Origin of the sequence: Exiguobacterium sp. s16, assembly GCF_018618115.1 — a bacterium.
In the GTDB taxonomy this organism is placed as follows: Bacteria; Bacillota; Bacilli; order Exiguobacteriales; family Exiguobacteriaceae; genus Exiguobacterium; species Exiguobacterium mexicanum_A.
The window spans coordinates 378,622-394,728 of sequence record NZ_JACSLM010000001.1; the positions used below are offsets into that span (position 1 = coordinate 378,622).

The window sequence follows — 16,107 nt, forward strand, 5'->3', positions numbered from 1 at the left end:
TGCACATCATTTTGGGAGAAAGTGGGGATTGTTGTGAAATCATTTAAGAAGCTTCTGTTTGGCATCGTCCCGATGATGATGTTCGCACTACTGTTATCAGGGTGCGGCGTAGAGGGATTGTCTGCATTGAAGCCGATGGGAGAGGGAGCTGAGATTCAGCTTCGCATCATTCTCATCAGTTTGGCAATCATGCTCTTTGTACTTGTCATCGTAACGATTATTTACGTGTACGTGCTCATGAAATTCCGTCGGAAAGATGAATCAATTCCGAAGCAAGTCGAAGGAAGCAGCACGCTCGAGATGATTTGGACAGTCGTTCCAATCATTTTATTGATCATTCTCGCTGTTCCGACGATCACGACGACAGTCGAGCTCGCAAAAGCGAAAGAAGCGAAAAAAGAAGAAGAAATCAATGTCACGGCCAACCTTTACTGGTGGGAATTTGAATATCCGAACGCAGGCGTGGTCACGGGTCAAGAACTCGTCATCCCAGTCGGTAAGCGTGTCGGCATCAACTTGACATCGAAAGACGTCATTCACTCGTTCTGGGTACCGGCCTTGTCAGGTAAGACGGATACGAACCCAGGCCTTGATAACGAAATGTGGTTGCATGCAAATGAACCAGGTACGTTCTACGGGAAATGTGCCGAGCTTTGCGGACCTTCACACGCACTCATGGACTTCAAAGTCATCGCACTCGAGCAAGAAGAGTACGACCAATGGCTCGAAGACATGAAAGCACAGCAGGACGCAAACACAGAAAACCTCGTTGCAGATAACCAAAACTTGACGACAGGCGAAGCCGTGTACGTCGAGAGCTGCTTGAGCTGTCACGGTGGCGGGAAAGTCGCGCCGAGCTTGACGAACTTTGGTGATCGCGAATGGTTGGCGGGCTACCTCGAAAACAACGAAGAGAAGTTGAAAGAATGGATTCGCGACCCACAAGAATTGAAACAAGGCGCGCTCATGCCTGGCTTCGGTGAAGGCCAAATCAGTGATGAAGAGTTAGATGCACTCGTTGACTTCTTGTACGATCAGAAGATTGACTAACGGGAAAAGGGGGATTTCACGTGGCACAGACCACTGCTATGCAGCAACCGCGTAAATACAATGGCATCATGGATTGGGTTACGACGGTTGACCACAAAAAAATCGGTATTTTGTATTTGTTCTCAGGAATCTTCTTCCTCCTTCTCGGTGGAATTGAAGCTTTACTTATTCGTTGGCAACTCGTTCGTCCGATGAACGACTTCGTCAGCGGCGAAACGTTCAACCAATTGATCACGATGCACGGGACGACGATGATCTTCCTAGCGGCCATGCCGATGCTATTCGGATTTATGAACGCCGTCGTACCGCTACAAATCGGGGCACGCGACGTCGCGTTCCCGTTCATTAACTCACTTGGTTTCTGGTTGTTCTTCTTCGGTGGTGTCATGCTGAACCTTAGCTGGTTCTTCGGCGCTGCACCGAACGCAGGGTGGACGGCGTACGCGCCGCTCTCGACACAACCTGAAGCATCAGGGGTCGACTTCTACGCCCTCGGTCTTCAAATCTCAGGTTTCGGTTCACTCATGGCCGGGATTAACTTCCTCGTCACGATTTTGAACATGCGTGCACCAGGCATGAAACTCATGCGGATGCCGCTCTTCACGTGGACGACGTTCGTCGCTTCGGCGTTGATCGTCTTCGCGTTCCCGCCGCTCACAGTCGGCTTGTTCATGTTGATGTTCGAGCGCTTGTTCGGTGCCGTCTACTTTGATCCGGCAGCCGGCGGTAACGTCGTCATCTGGGAACACCTTTTCTGGATCTTCGGACACCCGGAAGTATACATCTTGATACTCCCTGCGTTCGGTATTTTCTCGGAAATCATTCCGACATTCGCTCGTAAACGTCTGTTCGGTTACACAACGATGGTCTTCGCAACGATGCTCATCGGTTTCCTCGGATTCATGGTTTGGGTCCACCACATGTTCACGGTCGGTCTCGGACCGGTCGCCAACTCGATCTTCGCTGTCGCGACAATGGCCATCGCCGTTCCGACAGGGGTCAAGATCTTCAACTGGTTGTTCACGCTATGGGGCGGACAAATCAAGTTCAACGTCGCGATGCTCTACTCGGTCGCATTCATTCCATCGTTCCTCGTCGGGGGGATGACAGGGGTCATGCTTTCGGTCGCACCGGCCGACTATCAGTATCACGATAGTTACTTTGTTGTCGCTCACTTCCACTACGTTATCGTAGGTGGGGTTGTCTATGGTCTATTCGCAGGACTTTACTACTGGTTCCCGCTCATGTTCGGCAAAGCGCTCTCTGAGAAGCTTGGCTACTGGCAGTTCTGGTTGTTCTTCATCGGGTTCCACTTGACGTTCTTCCCGCAACACTTCCTCGGATTGTTCGGGATGCCACGCCGCGTCTTCACATACCTTCCTAACCAAGGGTTTGAGACGATGAACTTACTGTCGACGATTGGTGCCTTCTTCATGGGTGTATCGACAATCATCTTGCTCGTCGCTGTTGTCAAGGCATTCTTGTCGAAACAACGCGTCAAGCCAGACCACTGGGAAGATGGACGTACATTGGAGTGGACGCTTCCTGTACCGACACCAGAGTACAACTTTGCACAAACACCGCTTGTCAAAGGTCTCGATACGTTCTGGCTCGAGAAAATGGCGGGCAACAAACGGGTCTCTGTTGCTGAACCAGTAGCAGACATCCACATGCCGAACAACTCGTTGATTCCATTCTTCATGTCACTCGGTCTTTTCATCGCCGGACTTGGAGCGATCTTCCAAATGGATAACGCGGTTGTCGGTTGGTCACTCATCGTGATCGGATTACTCATCACATTCGTGTCGATGTTCCTCCGTTCATGGATCGACGACCATGGCTTCTATATTCCAAAATCACAGATTGAAGCGGATTTGAAAGCGATTCGTGAGAAAGGAGACCAATAAATGGCACATGCAGTCGAAAAACACCCGGTGACCGGTATTCCGGCCAATCCAGAGAAAGCCACGCTGGAAGGGAAAAATAAATATGTGGCCTTCTGGTTCTTCCTCGGTGGAGAGACTGTTCTCTTCGCCTCGCTATTCGGAACGTACGTCGGTCTACTGAACTCTGGTGCGCCAGAGGAACTTCGTTCGTACAATATCTTTGAGATGGGGCTCGTCTTCTTAATGACGATGCTCCTCCTCACAAGTTCGCTCACAAGCGTTCTCGCCATGATGAACATGAAAGCGAACAATCCAGGCCGCATGAAGTTTTGGTTGGTCGTCACGCTTCTCCTCGGGGCTGGATTCCTTGGAGCAGAGATTTATGAGTTCATCCACTACTACCACATCGGTCACACGTTCACATCGAGCGCGTTCGGATCTGCGTTCTATACGCTCGTCGGATTCCACGGCGCACACGTCACGTTCGGTCTCCTTTGGATCACGACGCTGTTGATTCGCAACTGGAACCGTCCAATCGATGTGTACAACGCACCGAAGTTCTACGTGTCGAGCCTGTACTGGCACTTCATCGACGTCGTATGGGTTTTCATCTTCTCAATCGTCTACCTCTTAGGGATGGTGAGCTAATATGGAAAAACAACCAATGAACGAAACGCACAAACAGTTAGAGCTTGAAGTAAAAGCCGAATCAAGACGCGAGTATCAACTTCAGTTGATTAGCTTCGCGATGATGATTTTGCTCACATTCGTCGCGTTCGGCGCCGTATACGCTGAACTCATGCCGGTGTGGGCGGCAGGTGGCTTCTTGATCATCCTCGCCATCATCCAAGTGTTCTTGCAGCTTTATATCTTCATGCATATGAACAACCGTGGCAACACGTGGATCGTCGGAATGATGTGGCTCGGCATCTTTGTCGCCATCATCACGGTCGCGGCCCTTCGCTTGCTCATTTGGTAAATGTGACAAAGGATTGAACATCTGTGGAAACATAGATGATTCAGTCCTTTTTGCTTTACTTCAAAAATAAAGGAATAGTAATCTTGAAGTGAACGGTTTCATCGGTTTGGGAGAGAAAGAAAAGGGGTGAAGGGATGCTCTGGAATACATCAGAGCTACTCAAACAGTTCGATTGGACGACGCTTTGGAGTCCATGGTTCGGATTGTTGATGGTAGGGTTGTACGTCCTCTATGCGGTCGTCACAGAGAGCATGGCGAAGCGAGGGTACGAGTCGACCACGTTGCTACAAAAGTTCAGCATGTTATCCGCTATTTTATTGTATTACATCGGTTTCGGTAGCCCGGTCGATGTGCTCGCGCATATCATCTTCTCGGTGCATATGTTGCAGATGGTGCTCGTCTACGTGCTCGCACCGGCGCTCGTCGTGTACGGGATGCCATATTGGGTGTTTGAAAAATTATTTAGCTATAAGGTGATTGGGCCGACGCTCAAATTTATGACAAAACCTTTGATCGCACTCGTTTTGTTCAATGCATTATTCACGTTCTACCATATGCCATTCATTTTTGACTACGTGTTGACGAACTATGGTGTGCACCGCATCTTCCACGGCGCTCTTGTCGTCTTCAGTTTGACGATGTGGTATCCGGTCATCGCACCGTTCATCTCGGAAGAAGAGGAAGGCATGTCTGATTTGAAGCGGATGGTATACATCATCGCGAACGGGGTGTTGTTGACGCCGGCGTGTGCGTTCATCATCTTCAGCCAAGGCATCTTGTATGACGCCTATACAGACGCAGAAACGTTTGCGACCGTGCTCGGCTACTGTATGCCGAACGGGGACGTATCCGGCCTTGATTTGAACGCGCTCATGGGCGCGACGAACAGCGCCCTTGAAGACCAACGCTTCGGTGGGGTATTGATGAAGCTCGGTCAAGAAGTTGTCTACGGTTTCTTCTTCGGCTGGACGTTCTTCGGCTGGGTGCGCCGGACAAAATCGCTTTCGCTCGATGAAGGCATGTCGTTCACACCGCAAGAACCAAAAGAGAAAAAATGAACTAAGTCAAAGGGGAAACTACGATGAACTATCTTGCCTTGATCAGTGTGACATTCATTGTCATCAGTGCTATTTTAGTCGCGATCGGATGGACGATCATCGCGCGTGATCGTCGCAACGTCGACAAACATAAAAAAGTCATGACGGCTGCCGCGATCGCCGCGACAACATTCTTCATTCTTTACGTCTCGCGTACGATTTTTGTCGGCAATACCGCCTTCGGCGGACCTGATTCAGTGAAGCCATACTATTTGGCGTTCATGATCTTCCATATCTTACTCGCGACGACAGGCGGGGTCCTCGGCTTGATCACACTTTACCTCGGCTATAAAAACAAAGTCGAGAAACACCGGAAAATCGGACCGAAAGCTTCGGTCGTCTGGTTCTTCACGGCGATCACAGGGGTGACGGTATACGTCCTCCTCTACGTCGCCTATGACCCAGGTGAGACGACGAACGTCTTCCGTGCCATTATCGGTGGGTGAATCGAGAGAGGGGGAAGAGGATGAAACGGAATAGCTATATGACGGTCGGTTTGACGGTCGCCATTTTGGTGGCAATCGGCGTGGCCTCGTACTTCTTATTCTTTAAAGAAGAGGACTTGCCCGTCATCCAAGAGCCGACCCCGTTCACGTTAACGAACGCGCTCGACGGTCAGTCGTACAATTCGGACAACGGTAAAGTTAAAATCGTCACGTTCTTTTACACGAACTGCCCGGACATTTGTCCGCTCACGTTGCGCGACTTCATGAAGCTCGAGCAAGAGCTGAAAGCGAACAATCTATACGGGACGGACGTTGAGCTCGTCGCCATCACGGTCGATCCGGAAGTCGATACGGTTCCCGTCTTAGAGAACTACGGGGCGGCGTTCCAAGCCGAACCAACGGGCTGGAAGATGTTGACCGGAGACAAAGCCGATATCGACCGTATCACGCGTCAGCTTCAGTTCTACTACTCGAAAGCGAACAGTGGCCTCGTCACGCATGCGACGACGATGTATATCATCGATCGCAAGCATGACGTGCGCGCGGTTGCCCAAATGGCGACGGCAGGAGAAAAACCTGTCGACATCGAAACCATTATGGAGGACGTGTTAGTACTCGCGGCAGAAAAGGAGTGAAGAAGATGAATGATACGATGGCTGTCATCGGAAATGATTATTCCTATGGAGATGTGACGATTGCCGAACGGGCGATCGAGGATTTGATCGCTTGCAGCGCGATCGAATTCGGATTGCGTGAAGTGAAAGTCGTGTCTCTGTCGAAAGAGCAATACGATTATCAAATCATCGCACCCGTCTCGCTCGTCGAGGCTGAACGCCTGTATCGGTATGTGCGCGATCAGTTCGACTTGTTGCTCGGACAGGTCGATGTGACGCTTAATGTGATTGCTATATGAAAAAGGGAGGACCCGCTGAGGGCCTCCCTTTTTCTATGGAAGAAGATGTCGTCTTTGTTTATTTTTCCCAAAAGTGAACTCGGGTATCTGGTATGATGGAATGAGTAGTCACGGTACGCGACTCATCGAGGGGGAAATCAGATGCAACATGAGGCATTGATCGTCATTGATATTCAAAATGACATCACGAAACATTACAAAGCAGTCATCGACAACATCAACAAATCAATCGATTGGGCGGTCGAGAAGGGGATTCATGTCGTCTATATCCGGCATGAGAACTTATCAGCGGGGACGAGAACGTTCAAAACGGGAACACGCGGAGCGGAATTAGCGCCAGAGTTGAAAATCGTGTCCGATCACGTATTCACCAAATATAAGGGCAACGCCTTGACGAGTGAAGCGTTCGCGGAGTTCATTCAACAACATGGCATCGACACGTTCTATATCACTGGGGCCGACGCGACCGCCTGTGTGAAGTCGACGTGCTACAATCTGCGGAAAGCAGACTATGCGGTCAGCGTCCTGTCGGATTGCATCACGAGCTATGACTTGAAGAAAATCGACGAAATGATCGCGTACTATGAGGGCAAAGGCTGCACCATTATTCAATCGGGAGACTTGTCGGCATAACCTGTTCTGCCGACGTCGGCTTGTCATATGTGGTCAAAAGAAAAACCCCTTCGCTTATGCAAGGGGTTTTACTTCGAGTGTCTCAGCGAGTGCGGCAAGACGACGCTCGCAATCACGGACGATTTCTTCCGGGAACTCTTCGTCGTACTCGACGCCGTGCGGGTAGTAATGTTTTCCGAGAATCGGTGTCAACATTTTAACGACCGCATGACGGTCCTCGATTTGTCCTTCAATCGCATATACCGGTAAGCGAAGGTAGAACGTCTCGCCTGTCGATTGTTTCTCGTACTTCATGTCATACGTTGCACGCTCATAGTCCCAAGCGCCTTCACGGATGAAATGATGATGATCCATGATCGTCTCGAGCAAACCGAAGCGGATCTCTTTTCCTTCGATGTGGAACTGCTCAAATTTCATCATAATCCCCCTTTTCCCTAATAAACCTCATATGTCATCATATCATATTCGAAAACGTTCTTGGAATAACGTGTGTTCAAATTGTGAAAAAAAGATGAACGCCTCAAGCCTGGGTGTCGAGGTAGTGGGCAATCTTGTCTGTAAGCCTCACACCGAGCGGCAGGAGCCCTTCCGAACCGAAGAAGACGTTGAACTCTAAAATGTAAAATTCACCGTCCGCGACGATGACGTCGAAGGCAGCGTGATTGATGTGAAGCGTCTTGGCGATGTCGAGCACTTCCGCGACGACGTCTTCCGGGATGTCGTCATACGAGAAGTGGGCACCTTGGGCGACGTTGTTCAAGAACGCTTCGCTGACGCGCCAGTACGAACCGACGACTTCTTCACCGATGACGATGATCCGCAAGTCGCGGTCATTCGGGATGTATTGCTGGACGTAGAACGTCTCGTGCTTGTCGACGTATTCGAGCCAGTCCTGTTCATGCTTGATGAGCCAGACGCCTTGTCCCATCGACGACTTGGCCGTCTTGGCGACGAACGGGTACTCGAACTCTTCCAAGACACGCTCAATCGTGTAAGGGTTTTTCCCGTAGATGAGCGTCTTCGGGATGCGGTGCGGGAACGTCGCCTTGAAGGCGCGCGTCATCTCAATCTTATCGTGCCCGAGGTGATACGTGGCCGGGGACGGGAAAATCGGTTTATTCAGTCCGTAGATGATCGAGTTGACCATCCAATATTCAGGGAACAAGACGAGGTCGGCCGCTCTTACTTTATCGAGCTGGTCGTAATAATATTCAGGTTTCGCATAGTCGGTCTTGATGCCGGCCGAACGAATCATGTTAAATGAGACTTTTTTCATAGCGAGGTGCACGGATGCACCTGTTCACTTCCTTTCTGGTTGGACGCTTGACAGTCACGTTCAATTATAAAGCCGATTGCTTACAGAGGGAATCAAATGTGTTAAAATCATGGCAGAAAGGGTGAAAGCCATGATTATTACTGAACAGACGATCGCCCTGCTCGATCAAACGGAATCGTTAGCCGATTTGATTGAAGCGAGCGAGTCGTTCCAAACATATATCGCCACGAAACAAGCGCGAGCCCAATCGGAGGAAGCGCGCCTCGTGGAACGTGAGTTCTTGCGGATGAAAGAAGATTACGAGTACGTACAGCGGTTCGGGAAACATCACCCGGACCACGATCGCATTAAAAAAGAGATGCATCTCGTCAAACGGCGTCTCGATGTCCAGCCAGAAGTGGCCGCATTTAAAAAAGCGGAACGCAGTTTAGATAAACTGCTCGGGGAAGTGAGTGAGCTGTTGGCCTTCTCGGTTTCTCCAAAAATCAAAGTCCCGACCGGAAACCCGTTCTTCGATGAAGGCGGATGTTCAGGCGGAGGAAGTTGTGGAGGCGGAAGCTGTGGATGTGCCATCTGAGACGTTTGAGTTGAATGGTCGAATCGGGTTCGTCGTCTACGTCCAATCGTTGAAGCAAGTGAAGGCGTTGCGTCGCTATGCGAACCTGTATTACGTGTCAAAGCGGGAGAAGTACGCCTTCTTGTATACCGACCTCGATGGACATGAGGCGATTCTCGAACAAGTGAGCGCGTTGCCGTTCGTCGAAGCGGTCGTCCGCAGTGAGCGGCCGTTCGTCGCGGAGACGTACGAATCGAAGCAGAAATAACACAAAGATGAAGGCGGTGCCGCCTTCATCTTTTGTGGTGAAGGAGAACGGAGATGCGAGTGATTTCAGGAGAACGAAAAGGGACCCGACTCAAGGCAGTCCCGGGGTCGGCGACACGACCGACGACAGATAAAGTGAAAGAATCATTATTCAACATCATCGGCCCTTATTTCGCCGGGGGAGATGCGCTTGACCTATACGCCGGGAGCGGTGGGTTAGGGATTGAGGCATTGTCACGGGGATGTGACCATGCCGTGTTCGTCGACAAGCAACGAAAGGCGATCCAGACGGTCACAGACAATTTGAAGACGACACACTATGAGTCAAAAGCGACGGTGTTGCAACAAGACGCCCGGTCGGTCCTCGACCAACTCGTCTTAAAAGGACAGCCGTTTAAATTGATTTTTATGGATCCGCCATATCATGCGGAAGAACATGTGCCGTTTTTACACATCATTGAGTCGAACCGACTATTGACGGACAACGGGGTCGTCGTCTGCGAACATGGCAGCGATGTGACGTTACCGGATCAGGTCGGGCAGTTGGAAAAAATCAAGGTGCAGCGCTACTCGGACGTGATCACGATCAGCTTCTACGAGTATGCGGCGACCGAGGAGTGAGAACATGTCAAAACGTATCGCGATTTGCCCGGGGAGCTTTGACCCGATTACGAACGGTCATTTAGATATCATCGAGCGGGCGGCAGCCATCTTCGACGAAGTCATCGTCGCCGTGCTCGAAAATTCGAGCAAGGCACCATTGTTTAATGTAGAAGAGCGTTTGTCGCTCATCCGTGAAGTGACGACCCATTTGCCGAACGTCACCGCCGACGCGTTTGGAGGATTGCTCGTCGAATATGCAGCGAAGCGTGAGGCGGCAACGATCGTCCGTGGGCTGCGGGCCGTCTCTGATTTTGAATATGAACTTCAAATCGCATCCATCAATAAAAAGTTGAATGAGAACGTGGAGACGCTCTTTATGATGACAAACAGCCAATATTCGTTCCTAAGCTCGTCAATCGTGAAAGAAGTCGCCAAATACGGGGCGTCCGTCGCTGAACTCGTCCCTGAACAAGTCGAGCACGCCTTGCGTCAAAAGTATAAAGTGAGCCAAGGACAATGAAGTCGCTCAAAATCGGCTTCGGGTTGCTCGTGGCCGTCTTGATTTTCTTGTTTGTGCCGCTCCCGTATTACATCACCTACCCGGGGGAAGCAACGACGATTGAAGAATTCATGACGGTCGAAGGCGGGGATAAAGAACCCGGCGAGCTACAGATGGTGACCATCTCGCAACGTCGGGCGACTCCGCTTTGGCTCGTCGGCAGTTGGTTCACGCCGTTCACCGATGCCAGCCCGGCCAGCCGCTATTTATATGATGGGGAAAGCGAGGCGGACTACGAACGCAGACAAGAGCTGTTGATGGCATCGTCCCAGCAGGCGGCGATTCAATACGCCTATGAGTTGGCGGACGCCGACATGACGGTTTCGTTCGAAGGGATGTATGTCTCCGCCCCAATCAGCGGGTCGCTCGCGGCGAACGTTTTGAAACCGGGTGACGTGATCACCGCCATCGACGGCCAGTCGTTCGCGTCGCGTCTCGACTTCATCGAACGTGTCGCTTCGTTCGAAGCCGGCGATGAAGTGTCCGTCACGCTCGAACGGGATGAACGGGAGCTGGAGGTCGATACGCTTATCCAGCCGCTCGACCGGACCGGCGACCGGGTCGGTCTCGGGATTTATGAACCGTTACCGATTCAAGACGTGCGCACAGTCCCGGAAGTCTCGTTCGAACTGACGAACGTCGGAGGACCTTCGGCCGGTCTTATGTTCACGCTTGAAATCTTTGATCAGTTGACACCGGGTGATTTGACGGGCGGGGCTGTGATCGCCGGTACCGGCACGGTCGATGAGACCGGGACCGTGGGGCCAATCGGCGGGGCGTGGCAAAAAATCGTCGCCGCCGACCGGGCCGGTGCGTCGGTTTTCTTCGTGCCGGACGGATCAAATTACGATGAGGCGATGGAATCGCTCGACCGCCTAGACAGTGACATCAAAGTCGTTCCGGTCAAGACGGTCGAGGAGGCCATCGATTATTTGGAGTCAATGAATTGAGGGGTTTGTACGTGTTCGACGAGTGACCGATTTCCGAGAGGAAGGCGATACGCCTCGGTCACTCGAGCCTCGAACGCAAGGTCAGGATGGTACTTGCTCATGAGCGGTACGTCTTTTTTTATACCTTTCAACACGGTTCGTCCAATCGCGTTGAACGCGAGCGGGCGGACGTAAGGCACCTCATCGAAACGCTCTGGCAGCTCATCGCGGCGCCAATGGACGAGAACAGAGACGAGAGCACGTTGAATGGCGGTCCGAGTGTAGCGTCTCGTTAACAGTCGAGCGAGCGCCTGCTCGAACGTTGGCTCGAGACCGGCTTGAATCAAACGCGGTGATAACGAACTGTCGATGCCGACAAGTTGGTCGAGCACGTCTTTCGGGGTCGTCCGTAACTTGTACTGCAAGACGGGCCAATAGAGTGACCAGTGTGCCATCGACACGTCCGCAAACAGGGCTCTCGTGGCGTCAGGGACGGCCCGGACCATACCTGTCTCCAAGTAGTGGCCGCGCACGCCCGTGGCCGACATGACGTCTGAGACGCTTGGGTCATGGTATCCCGCACCGAGGCGACGAATCGTATGGAGCTCGATCGTCGTCGCCGCTTTCGCGTAGTGATAGGCGAGGATATTGTTCGGGAGCGTCAAGTCGAAATCGGGATAGAGCGCACCGAACGCCTCACTCGACGCTTTGGCCGAGGATCGTCCGTGGTCAAGCGCTTCTTTTAGTGCCGTCTGATAAGCTGGCGTCGCCTCGATGTTTGCGGCCGCGGCCCGTTTCACGGCTGTGATGTCTCCGCTCTCGCTTCCGAACGACAGCGTTTGGCACTGCATGCGTTCGGCGATGGCGACGGCGGCGCTTGCGAACCGGTCGGCACGTTGTACCCCGTAACGGGTCGGCAGTTCGACGACGAGGTCAATCGCGCCCGTCTGGACGGCCGCTTTCGCGCGGCTCCATTTGTCGAACGCCGCCGGTTCCCCGCGTTGGGTGAACTGGGCGCTCATGACGGCGATGACGGCATCGGCGCCCGTTTCGATCCGTGCTCGTTCAGCTTGATGGAGATGCCCGTTATGGAACGGGTTGTACTCAGCGATGATGGCCGTTTTTCGCATAAAATTACTCCTTTGCATTGTCGATTGGATTGGTGTAAGATGGATAAGTACGCTTTGGCAAAGCGCCGTCGTCAACTGATTTTAGTGTAAAGAAAAAACATTGACAAAACAAGTTGGCCTATCTATAATTCATATTGTTGCAATTGAGGTGATTCGGATGAAGTGGTCTATTGCACAGCTACTTAAGCTACGAAACCAGGGTGACAGTTTTGCCATCGATGAGATGGTCGAACTACCAGAGCTTACTCAGCTCCATCCGGATATCCGTTCGATTCGCCCGGTGCATGTGCACGGGGATGCGTCGTTCACATCTAATCAAGTTACATTCAATTTGAAGGTTCAAGGTGACCTGACGTTGCCAGATGCGCGTACGTTGGACGATGTCATCTATGAATTTGATATTGAATCGCTCGAGCCTTTCTTTTTGGAGAATGGGCGTTATACGGAGCAATTCGATGATGTCAATTTGCCAGAAGGAAATACGATTGATCTGCGACCAATCGTAAGAGAGCTCATCATGTTAGACGTCCCGATGCAAGTTTTCGGGAACGAAACAGACAAAACTCAGGTTGAAGGGGAAGGCTGGTCCGTCATTGACGAGCAGCCGGACGACCAACCAAAAATTGACCCGCGCCTCGCGGGCCTCGCCGACTTGTTCTCTAAAAAAGAGGACGAGAACGGCTAACTTTTCAAGGAGGTGGACAACGATGGCAGTACCATTCCGTAGAACGTCGAAAACTCGCAAACGTCTTCGTCGTACTCACTTCAAACTCAACGTACCTGGTATGAACGAGTGCCCGAACTGTGGCGAAATGAAGCTTTCTCACCGTGTATGCAAATCTTGCGGACACTACAACGGTAAAGAAGTAACAAGCAAATAATGCGAAAAGAAGCGGTCTCCTCGGAGATCGCTTCTTTTTTTTCTTTTTGGGTCGTGGAAACAGATTGTGGTAAACTTTTGAGTGCAGACTAGACGTGGAGGGATGGCAATGAAGCCGATTAAACGAATTGGGATTATCGGGAACGGCGCCGTCGGCATGCTGATGGCTTCGCTGTTCGAACCGGATTATACGGTGACGCTCTATGGCCGTGTCGACGAGGTGACGACCGTGACGATCGAACGAATCGGCGTCACGCAGGGAACGGCTCATGTAAGCCTTTGTCCGGTGACGACACTCGTCGAGTCGGAGCAGGACGTTTTTTTTGTGACGACGAAAGCACACCAGGTCGAGGCGGCGACGGAACGATTGTCAGGGGACGTGCCCGTCTTCATCTGTTCGAACGGGATTGCCCATCTCGACTACGCACGGAAACGAGGGTTTCATCTCGGCGTGGTCGAACATGGCGTGAGCCGCGACGGCGACCGGCTCCAGCATACCGGGCTCGGGCGCATTCGGATTGGCAGCCTCGGCTCGCTCGAAGAGATGGCGTTCAACGCATCTCCACTCGATGTCGTCTGGGAAACAGACATCGAGCAAGTCGTCACCGAGAAGCTATTCGCGAACGCGATCATCAATCCGATCACAGCGCTCTGCCGTGTCGAAAATGGTGCGGTCGCTTCGCCGCCTTGCCGTGACATCGCCGATGTCGTCTATGCGGAATTGTCCACATTGTTCGACCGGCATGTGCCTTATACATATATCGAGACCATCATTGAAAAAACGGCCCGTAACCGGTCTTCCATGTTACGTGACATCGAAGCAGGGCGCCGAACCGAGGTCGACGCCATCTTGACACCGCTGTTGAAACGGGCCGACGAGCGAGGCATCACATTGACCGTCATTCCCGTCCTACAAAAATTAATTTTAGGAGCGAGCGTATCGTGCTAGTGTATATCGTTTCATTTCCACTCGTCATTTGGTTTATGGTGTATATGATACTTAGAAAAATTATGCCGAAATCGGTTAATACGTTCAAACTCGTCTGTGATGCCGGCGTGGTCCTATGGTTCTATGCGTGTGGGATTTTGCTCGAGGCGATTGTCGGGGTCGATGTGTTCTGGCTGCTGCTTGCCGTCTGTGCCGCCATCTTCCCTGCCAACGCCATTTGGCAGCGGGTGCGTCATGAGGATGTCGTCTATTCGAAAATGTTCGTGCACGGGTGGCGCCTATTGTTTTTGTTCCTCGTCCCGGCCCACTTCGTCTTGTTCACGATCGGCATCGCACGCGAGATGATGTATTAATCGTTTGAAAGGAAGTCGTTATACGTGAGGATAGAGTCGCTAGATGCCATGTACGCCCCGTCGTCTCCAATGATGCAGGTGGAGACAGGCTATTCGAAATGGCTGGACTATAAAGGGATGGACGAACTCGAGGCGAGGGCTGACGAACTGACCGGACGTTCGTTCACGCATTTGCCCGCGCTTGTAACTATATTGCGAGACCAACAAACCGTCCACGGTCCGATGTCTCCCGCGCTCGAATCAAAGCTCGACGCGTTGGCTCGAGGCGAGGCGTTGACGATGGTGACCGGACAGCAAGTCGGGGTATTCGGTGGTCCGTTGTTCGCGGTGTATAAACTGTTGACCGTAATCAAAAAAGCCAAACAGGCAGAAGCGAAACTGAACAAACCGGTCATCCCGATCTTTTGGATGGCGACCGAGGATCACGACTATGCGGAAATCAACCACGTGTTCGTGAGCCAACCGTTGTCGCGTCAATTGCGTAAAGAGGCGCTATCGACGGTCCCGCTCGCCGGCAAGGCATCGATCGGGGAGTTAGAATTCGATCGACTGAAAATTGAGCTCGTACAAATGCTACAGCGTGTGCTGTTATCAGAGACGGAGACGCCATACACGACGACACTTTATCACGAGCTCGTCGCCGTGCTCCAAGCGAGCCACTCGTTCGCCGAATTTTTCGGGCGGATGATGCGCCGGTTCGTCGGAGAAGACTTCATCCTGTTCGACCCGCACCAACCGGAAGTCCGGGCGCTCGAGCGCGACGCATTCAAGCGGTTGATTCGTGAACACGATCGTCTGAACACGGCGCTACGAGAGGCGTTCGAGGATGGCATGCCACACGTCGACTTGAACCGGGACGCGGCCCATCTGTTCTATCACGACGGCACACGCGAGTTGTTGACGAAACAAGACGGGGTGTTCACGACGAAACGAGGCCATCGATTCACCGAGGCCGAGTTGCTGCAACAAGTCGAGGAGCACCCGGAGCGGTTCTCGAACAACGTCGTGTCACGTCCGCTCATGCAAGACTTCTTGTTCCCGACGCTCGCTTATATCGCCGGCCCGGGGGAAATCGCCTACTGGCTACAGTTGCGCCCGCTGTTCCATCTCTTTGGTTGGAACATGCCGCTCCTCATCCCACGGCTCGGGGCCGTCCTCGTTTCGACGAACGATGAGAAGAAACTTGCCCAAGAAGGCGTGACGCTCGTCGATTACTTGACGAACCCATTGCCGGACCATACGTTCGATGACGAGGCGTTCGACCAGAGTCTTTACGCCTACCGAACGCTCACGGAAGCGCTCGGTCGCGAAGCCGGGAAGCGGGGCCATCGATTTGACACCAAGGCGCGACACGTACTTGATCGGCTCGCTGACGAGATGCGGGCCGAGGCGAAACGTGACCAATATCGGTTGAACAGTCGGCGGATTCATCTGTCGACAAGGCTCTTACCGATGGATGCGCCGCAAGAACGGATCTGGTCGATGGTACCGCTCTTGAATCGTCATGGCCTCGATGTGTTCAAACGGCTATTTGCCGCCTACGAACAGTCTGAATCGGAGCGATGTCTCGTTAAACTGTAAAATAAATACCAATGTTTTTT

The 16,107-nt window shown here is 52.2% G+C and carries 22 protein-coding genes; 19 read left to right on the plus strand and 3 right to left on the minus strand.

Annotation, left to right across the window (positions count from 1 at the left end; translation table 11 throughout):
• Positions 1 to 33: 33 nt before the first annotated feature.
• The 9 genes from coxB to KNP86_RS02005 all read left to right on the plus strand — a co-directional run bounded on the left by coxB (position 34) and on the right by KNP86_RS02005 (position 7,004).
• On the plus strand, positions 34 to 1,050 hold the full coding sequence (coxB, locus tag KNP86_RS01965) for a cytochrome c oxidase subunit II (RefSeq protein ID WP_214791563.1): 1,017 nt from the start codon (positions 34 to 36) through the stop codon (positions 1,048 to 1,050).
• A 38-nt stretch (positions 1,051 to 1,088) separates the two neighbouring features.
• A complete protein-coding gene (ctaD, locus tag KNP86_RS01970) occupies positions 1,089 to 2,957 on the plus strand; it encodes a cytochrome c oxidase subunit I (RefSeq protein WP_034777043.1) in 1,869 nt (622 codons plus the stop codon).
• On the plus strand, positions 2,958 to 3,584 hold the full coding sequence (locus KNP86_RS01975; RefSeq protein ID WP_034777044.1) for a cytochrome (ubi)quinol oxidase subunit III: 627 nt from the start codon (positions 2,958 to 2,960) through the stop codon (positions 3,582 to 3,584).
• Position 3,585: 1 nt separating this feature from the next.
• Positions 3,586 to 3,915, plus strand: coding sequence for a cytochrome C oxidase subunit IV family protein (locus tag KNP86_RS01980; RefSeq protein WP_034777045.1), 330 nt, complete (start codon positions 3,586 to 3,588; stop codon positions 3,913 to 3,915).
• A gap of 134 nt (positions 3,916 to 4,049) precedes the next feature.
• Positions 4,050 to 4,973 (plus strand): cytochrome c oxidase assembly protein, encoded by a 924-nt coding sequence (locus KNP86_RS01985; protein WP_214752640.1) that lies wholly within the window; start codon positions 4,050 to 4,052, stop codon positions 4,971 to 4,973.
• A gap of 23 nt (positions 4,974 to 4,996) precedes the next feature.
• On the plus strand, positions 4,997 to 5,458 hold the full coding sequence (locus KNP86_RS01990; RefSeq protein ID WP_034777049.1) for a DUF420 domain-containing protein: 462 nt from the start codon (positions 4,997 to 4,999) through the stop codon (positions 5,456 to 5,458).
• A 20-nt stretch (positions 5,459 to 5,478) separates the two neighbouring features.
• Positions 5,479 to 6,093 (plus strand): SCO family protein, encoded by a 615-nt coding sequence (locus KNP86_RS01995; protein ID WP_214752642.1) that lies wholly within the window; start codon positions 5,479 to 5,481, stop codon positions 6,091 to 6,093.
• A gap of 5 nt (positions 6,094 to 6,098) precedes the next feature.
• A complete protein-coding gene (locus KNP86_RS02000; RefSeq protein ID WP_034777053.1) occupies positions 6,099 to 6,371 on the plus strand; it encodes a hypothetical protein in 273 nt (90 codons plus the stop codon).
• 141 nt (positions 6,372 to 6,512) lie between these two features.
• Complete coding sequence (locus tag KNP86_RS02005; protein WP_214752644.1) at positions 6,513 to 7,004, plus strand: cysteine hydrolase family protein; 492 nt, start codon at positions 6,513 to 6,515, stop codon at positions 7,002 to 7,004.
• 54 nt (positions 7,005 to 7,058) lie between these two features.
• On the opposite strand, the gene KNP86_RS02010 is transcribed toward KNP86_RS02005, so the two are convergent.
• Positions 7,059 to 7,421: a YugN family protein gene (locus KNP86_RS02010; protein ID WP_021067026.1), complete on the minus strand. Its 363-nt coding sequence runs from the start codon at positions 7,419 to 7,421 to the stop codon at positions 7,059 to 7,061.
• Positions 7,422 to 7,524: 103 nt separating this feature from the next.
• Entirely contained in the window at positions 7,525 to 8,280 is a 756-nt protein-coding gene (locus KNP86_RS02015; RefSeq protein ID WP_128122771.1) for an ATP-grasp domain-containing protein, read from the minus strand.
• Positions 8,281 to 8,410: 130 nt separating this feature from the next.
• Between KNP86_RS02015 and KNP86_RS02020 the strand changes: the two genes are divergently transcribed.
• The 5 genes from KNP86_RS02020 to KNP86_RS02040 are packed head-to-tail and all read left to right on the plus strand — an operon-like array spanning position 8,411 to position 11,215.
• The gene (locus KNP86_RS02020; protein WP_034777059.1) at positions 8,411 to 8,857 is read left to right on the plus strand and encodes a YlbF/YmcA family competence regulator; all 447 of its coding nucleotides are present in this window, start codon (positions 8,411 to 8,413) and stop codon (positions 8,855 to 8,857) included.
• Entirely contained in the window at positions 8,841 to 9,104 is a 264-nt protein-coding gene (locus tag KNP86_RS02025) for a DUF2129 domain-containing protein (RefSeq protein ID WP_021067029.1), read from the plus strand. Before KNP86_RS02020 ends, KNP86_RS02025 begins: the two co-directional genes overlap by 17 nt.
• A gap of 53 nt (positions 9,105 to 9,157) precedes the next feature.
• Complete coding sequence (gene rsmD, locus KNP86_RS02030) at positions 9,158 to 9,724, plus strand: 16S rRNA (guanine(966)-N(2))-methyltransferase RsmD (RefSeq protein ID WP_034777060.1); 567 nt, start codon at positions 9,158 to 9,160, stop codon at positions 9,722 to 9,724.
• A 4-nt stretch (positions 9,725 to 9,728) separates the two neighbouring features.
• Entirely contained in the window at positions 9,729 to 10,226 is a 498-nt protein-coding gene (gene coaD / locus KNP86_RS02035; protein WP_034777061.1) for a pantetheine-phosphate adenylyltransferase, read from the plus strand.
• Complete coding sequence (locus tag KNP86_RS02040; RefSeq protein ID WP_214752646.1) at positions 10,223 to 11,215, plus strand: SepM family pheromone-processing serine protease; 993 nt, start codon at positions 10,223 to 10,225, stop codon at positions 11,213 to 11,215. Before coaD ends, KNP86_RS02040 begins: the two co-directional genes overlap by 4 nt.
• Here KNP86_RS02040 and KNP86_RS02045 read toward each other — a convergent pair.
• Positions 11,194 to 12,324, minus strand: a complete 1,131-nt coding sequence (locus tag KNP86_RS02045; RefSeq protein WP_214752648.1) for a tRNA(Met) cytidine acetate ligase — start codon at positions 12,322 to 12,324, stop codon at positions 11,194 to 11,196. The genes KNP86_RS02040 and KNP86_RS02045 overlap by 22 nt on opposite strands.
• A 157-nt stretch (positions 12,325 to 12,481) precedes the next feature.
• Here KNP86_RS02045 and KNP86_RS02050 point away from each other — a divergent pair, with 157 nt between their 5' ends.
• The 5 genes from KNP86_RS02050 to bshC all read left to right on the plus strand — a co-directional run bounded on the left by KNP86_RS02050 (position 12,482) and on the right by bshC (position 16,087).
• Positions 12,482 to 13,009: a YceD family protein gene (locus KNP86_RS02050; protein ID WP_034777064.1), complete on the plus strand. Its 528-nt coding sequence runs from the start codon at positions 12,482 to 12,484 to the stop codon at positions 13,007 to 13,009.
• 22 nt (positions 13,010 to 13,031) lie between these two features.
• A complete protein-coding gene (rpmF, locus tag KNP86_RS02055) occupies positions 13,032 to 13,205 on the plus strand; it encodes a 50S ribosomal protein L32 (protein ID WP_015881300.1) in 174 nt (57 codons plus the stop codon).
• A 108-nt stretch (positions 13,206 to 13,313) separates the two neighbouring features.
• Positions 13,314 to 14,153, plus strand: a complete 840-nt coding sequence (locus KNP86_RS02060) for a 2-dehydropantoate 2-reductase (protein ID WP_214752650.1) — start codon at positions 13,314 to 13,316, stop codon at positions 14,151 to 14,153.
• The gene (locus tag KNP86_RS02065) at positions 14,147 to 14,506 is read left to right on the plus strand and encodes a DUF3397 domain-containing protein (RefSeq protein ID WP_214752652.1); all 360 of its coding nucleotides are present in this window, start codon (positions 14,147 to 14,149) and stop codon (positions 14,504 to 14,506) included. The genes KNP86_RS02060 and KNP86_RS02065 overlap by 7 nt, the downstream gene beginning before the upstream one ends.
• 24 nt (positions 14,507 to 14,530) lie before the next feature.
• A complete protein-coding gene (bshC, locus tag KNP86_RS02070; RefSeq protein ID WP_353048142.1) occupies positions 14,531 to 16,087 on the plus strand; it encodes a bacillithiol biosynthesis cysteine-adding enzyme BshC in 1,557 nt (518 codons plus the stop codon).
• The last annotated feature ends 20 nt before the right edge of the window (positions 16,088 to 16,107 follow it).

Bases quoted from the DNA above. Each gene is read 5' to 3' on its own strand.
- ctaD (WP_034777043.1), top strand. From the start codon at position 1,089: ATGCAGCAACCGCGTAAATACAATGGCATCATGGATTGGGTTACGACG.
- KNP86_RS01975 (WP_034777044.1), top strand. From the start codon at position 2,958: ATGGCACATGCAGTCGAAAAACACCCGGTGACCGGTATTCCGGCCAAT.
- KNP86_RS01980 (WP_034777045.1), top strand. From the start codon at position 3,586: ATGGAAAAACAACCAATGAACGAAACGCACAAACAGTTAGAGCTTGAA.
- KNP86_RS01985 (WP_214752640.1), top strand. From the start codon at position 4,050: ATGCTCTGGAATACATCAGAGCTACTCAAACAGTTCGATTGGACGACG.
- KNP86_RS01990 (WP_034777049.1), top strand. From the start codon at position 4,997: ATGAACTATCTTGCCTTGATCAGTGTGACATTCATTGTCATCAGTGCT.
- KNP86_RS01995 (WP_214752642.1), top strand. From the start codon at position 5,479: ATGAAACGGAATAGCTATATGACGGTCGGTTTGACGGTCGCCATTTTG.
- KNP86_RS02000 (WP_034777053.1), top strand. From the start codon at position 6,099: ATGAATGATACGATGGCTGTCATCGGAAATGATTATTCCTATGGAGAT.
- KNP86_RS02005 (WP_214752644.1), top strand. From the start codon at position 6,513: ATGCAACATGAGGCATTGATCGTCATTGATATTCAAAATGACATCACG.
- KNP86_RS02010 (WP_021067026.1), bottom strand. From the start codon at position 7,421: ATGAAATTTGAGCAGTTCCACATCGAAGGAAAAGAGATCCGCTTCGGT.
- KNP86_RS02015 (WP_128122771.1), bottom strand. From the start codon at position 8,280: ATGAAAAAAGTCTCATTTAACATGATTCGTTCGGCCGGCATCAAGACC.
- KNP86_RS02020 (WP_034777059.1), top strand. From the start codon at position 8,411: ATGATTATTACTGAACAGACGATCGCCCTGCTCGATCAAACGGAATCG.
- rsmD (WP_034777060.1), top strand. From the start codon at position 9,158: ATGCGAGTGATTTCAGGAGAACGAAAAGGGACCCGACTCAAGGCAGTC.
- coaD (WP_034777061.1), top strand. From the start codon at position 9,729: ATGTCAAAACGTATCGCGATTTGCCCGGGGAGCTTTGACCCGATTACG.
- KNP86_RS02040 (WP_214752646.1), top strand. From the start codon at position 10,223: ATGAAGTCGCTCAAAATCGGCTTCGGGTTGCTCGTGGCCGTCTTGATT.
- KNP86_RS02045 (WP_214752648.1), bottom strand. From the start codon at position 12,324: ATGCGAAAAACGGCCATCATCGCTGAGTACAACCCGTTCCATAACGGG.
- KNP86_RS02050 (WP_034777064.1), top strand. From the start codon at position 12,482: ATGAAGTGGTCTATTGCACAGCTACTTAAGCTACGAAACCAGGGTGAC.
- rpmF (WP_015881300.1), top strand. From the start codon at position 13,032: ATGGCAGTACCATTCCGTAGAACGTCGAAAACTCGCAAACGTCTTCGT.
- KNP86_RS02060 (WP_214752650.1), top strand. From the start codon at position 13,314: ATGAAGCCGATTAAACGAATTGGGATTATCGGGAACGGCGCCGTCGGC.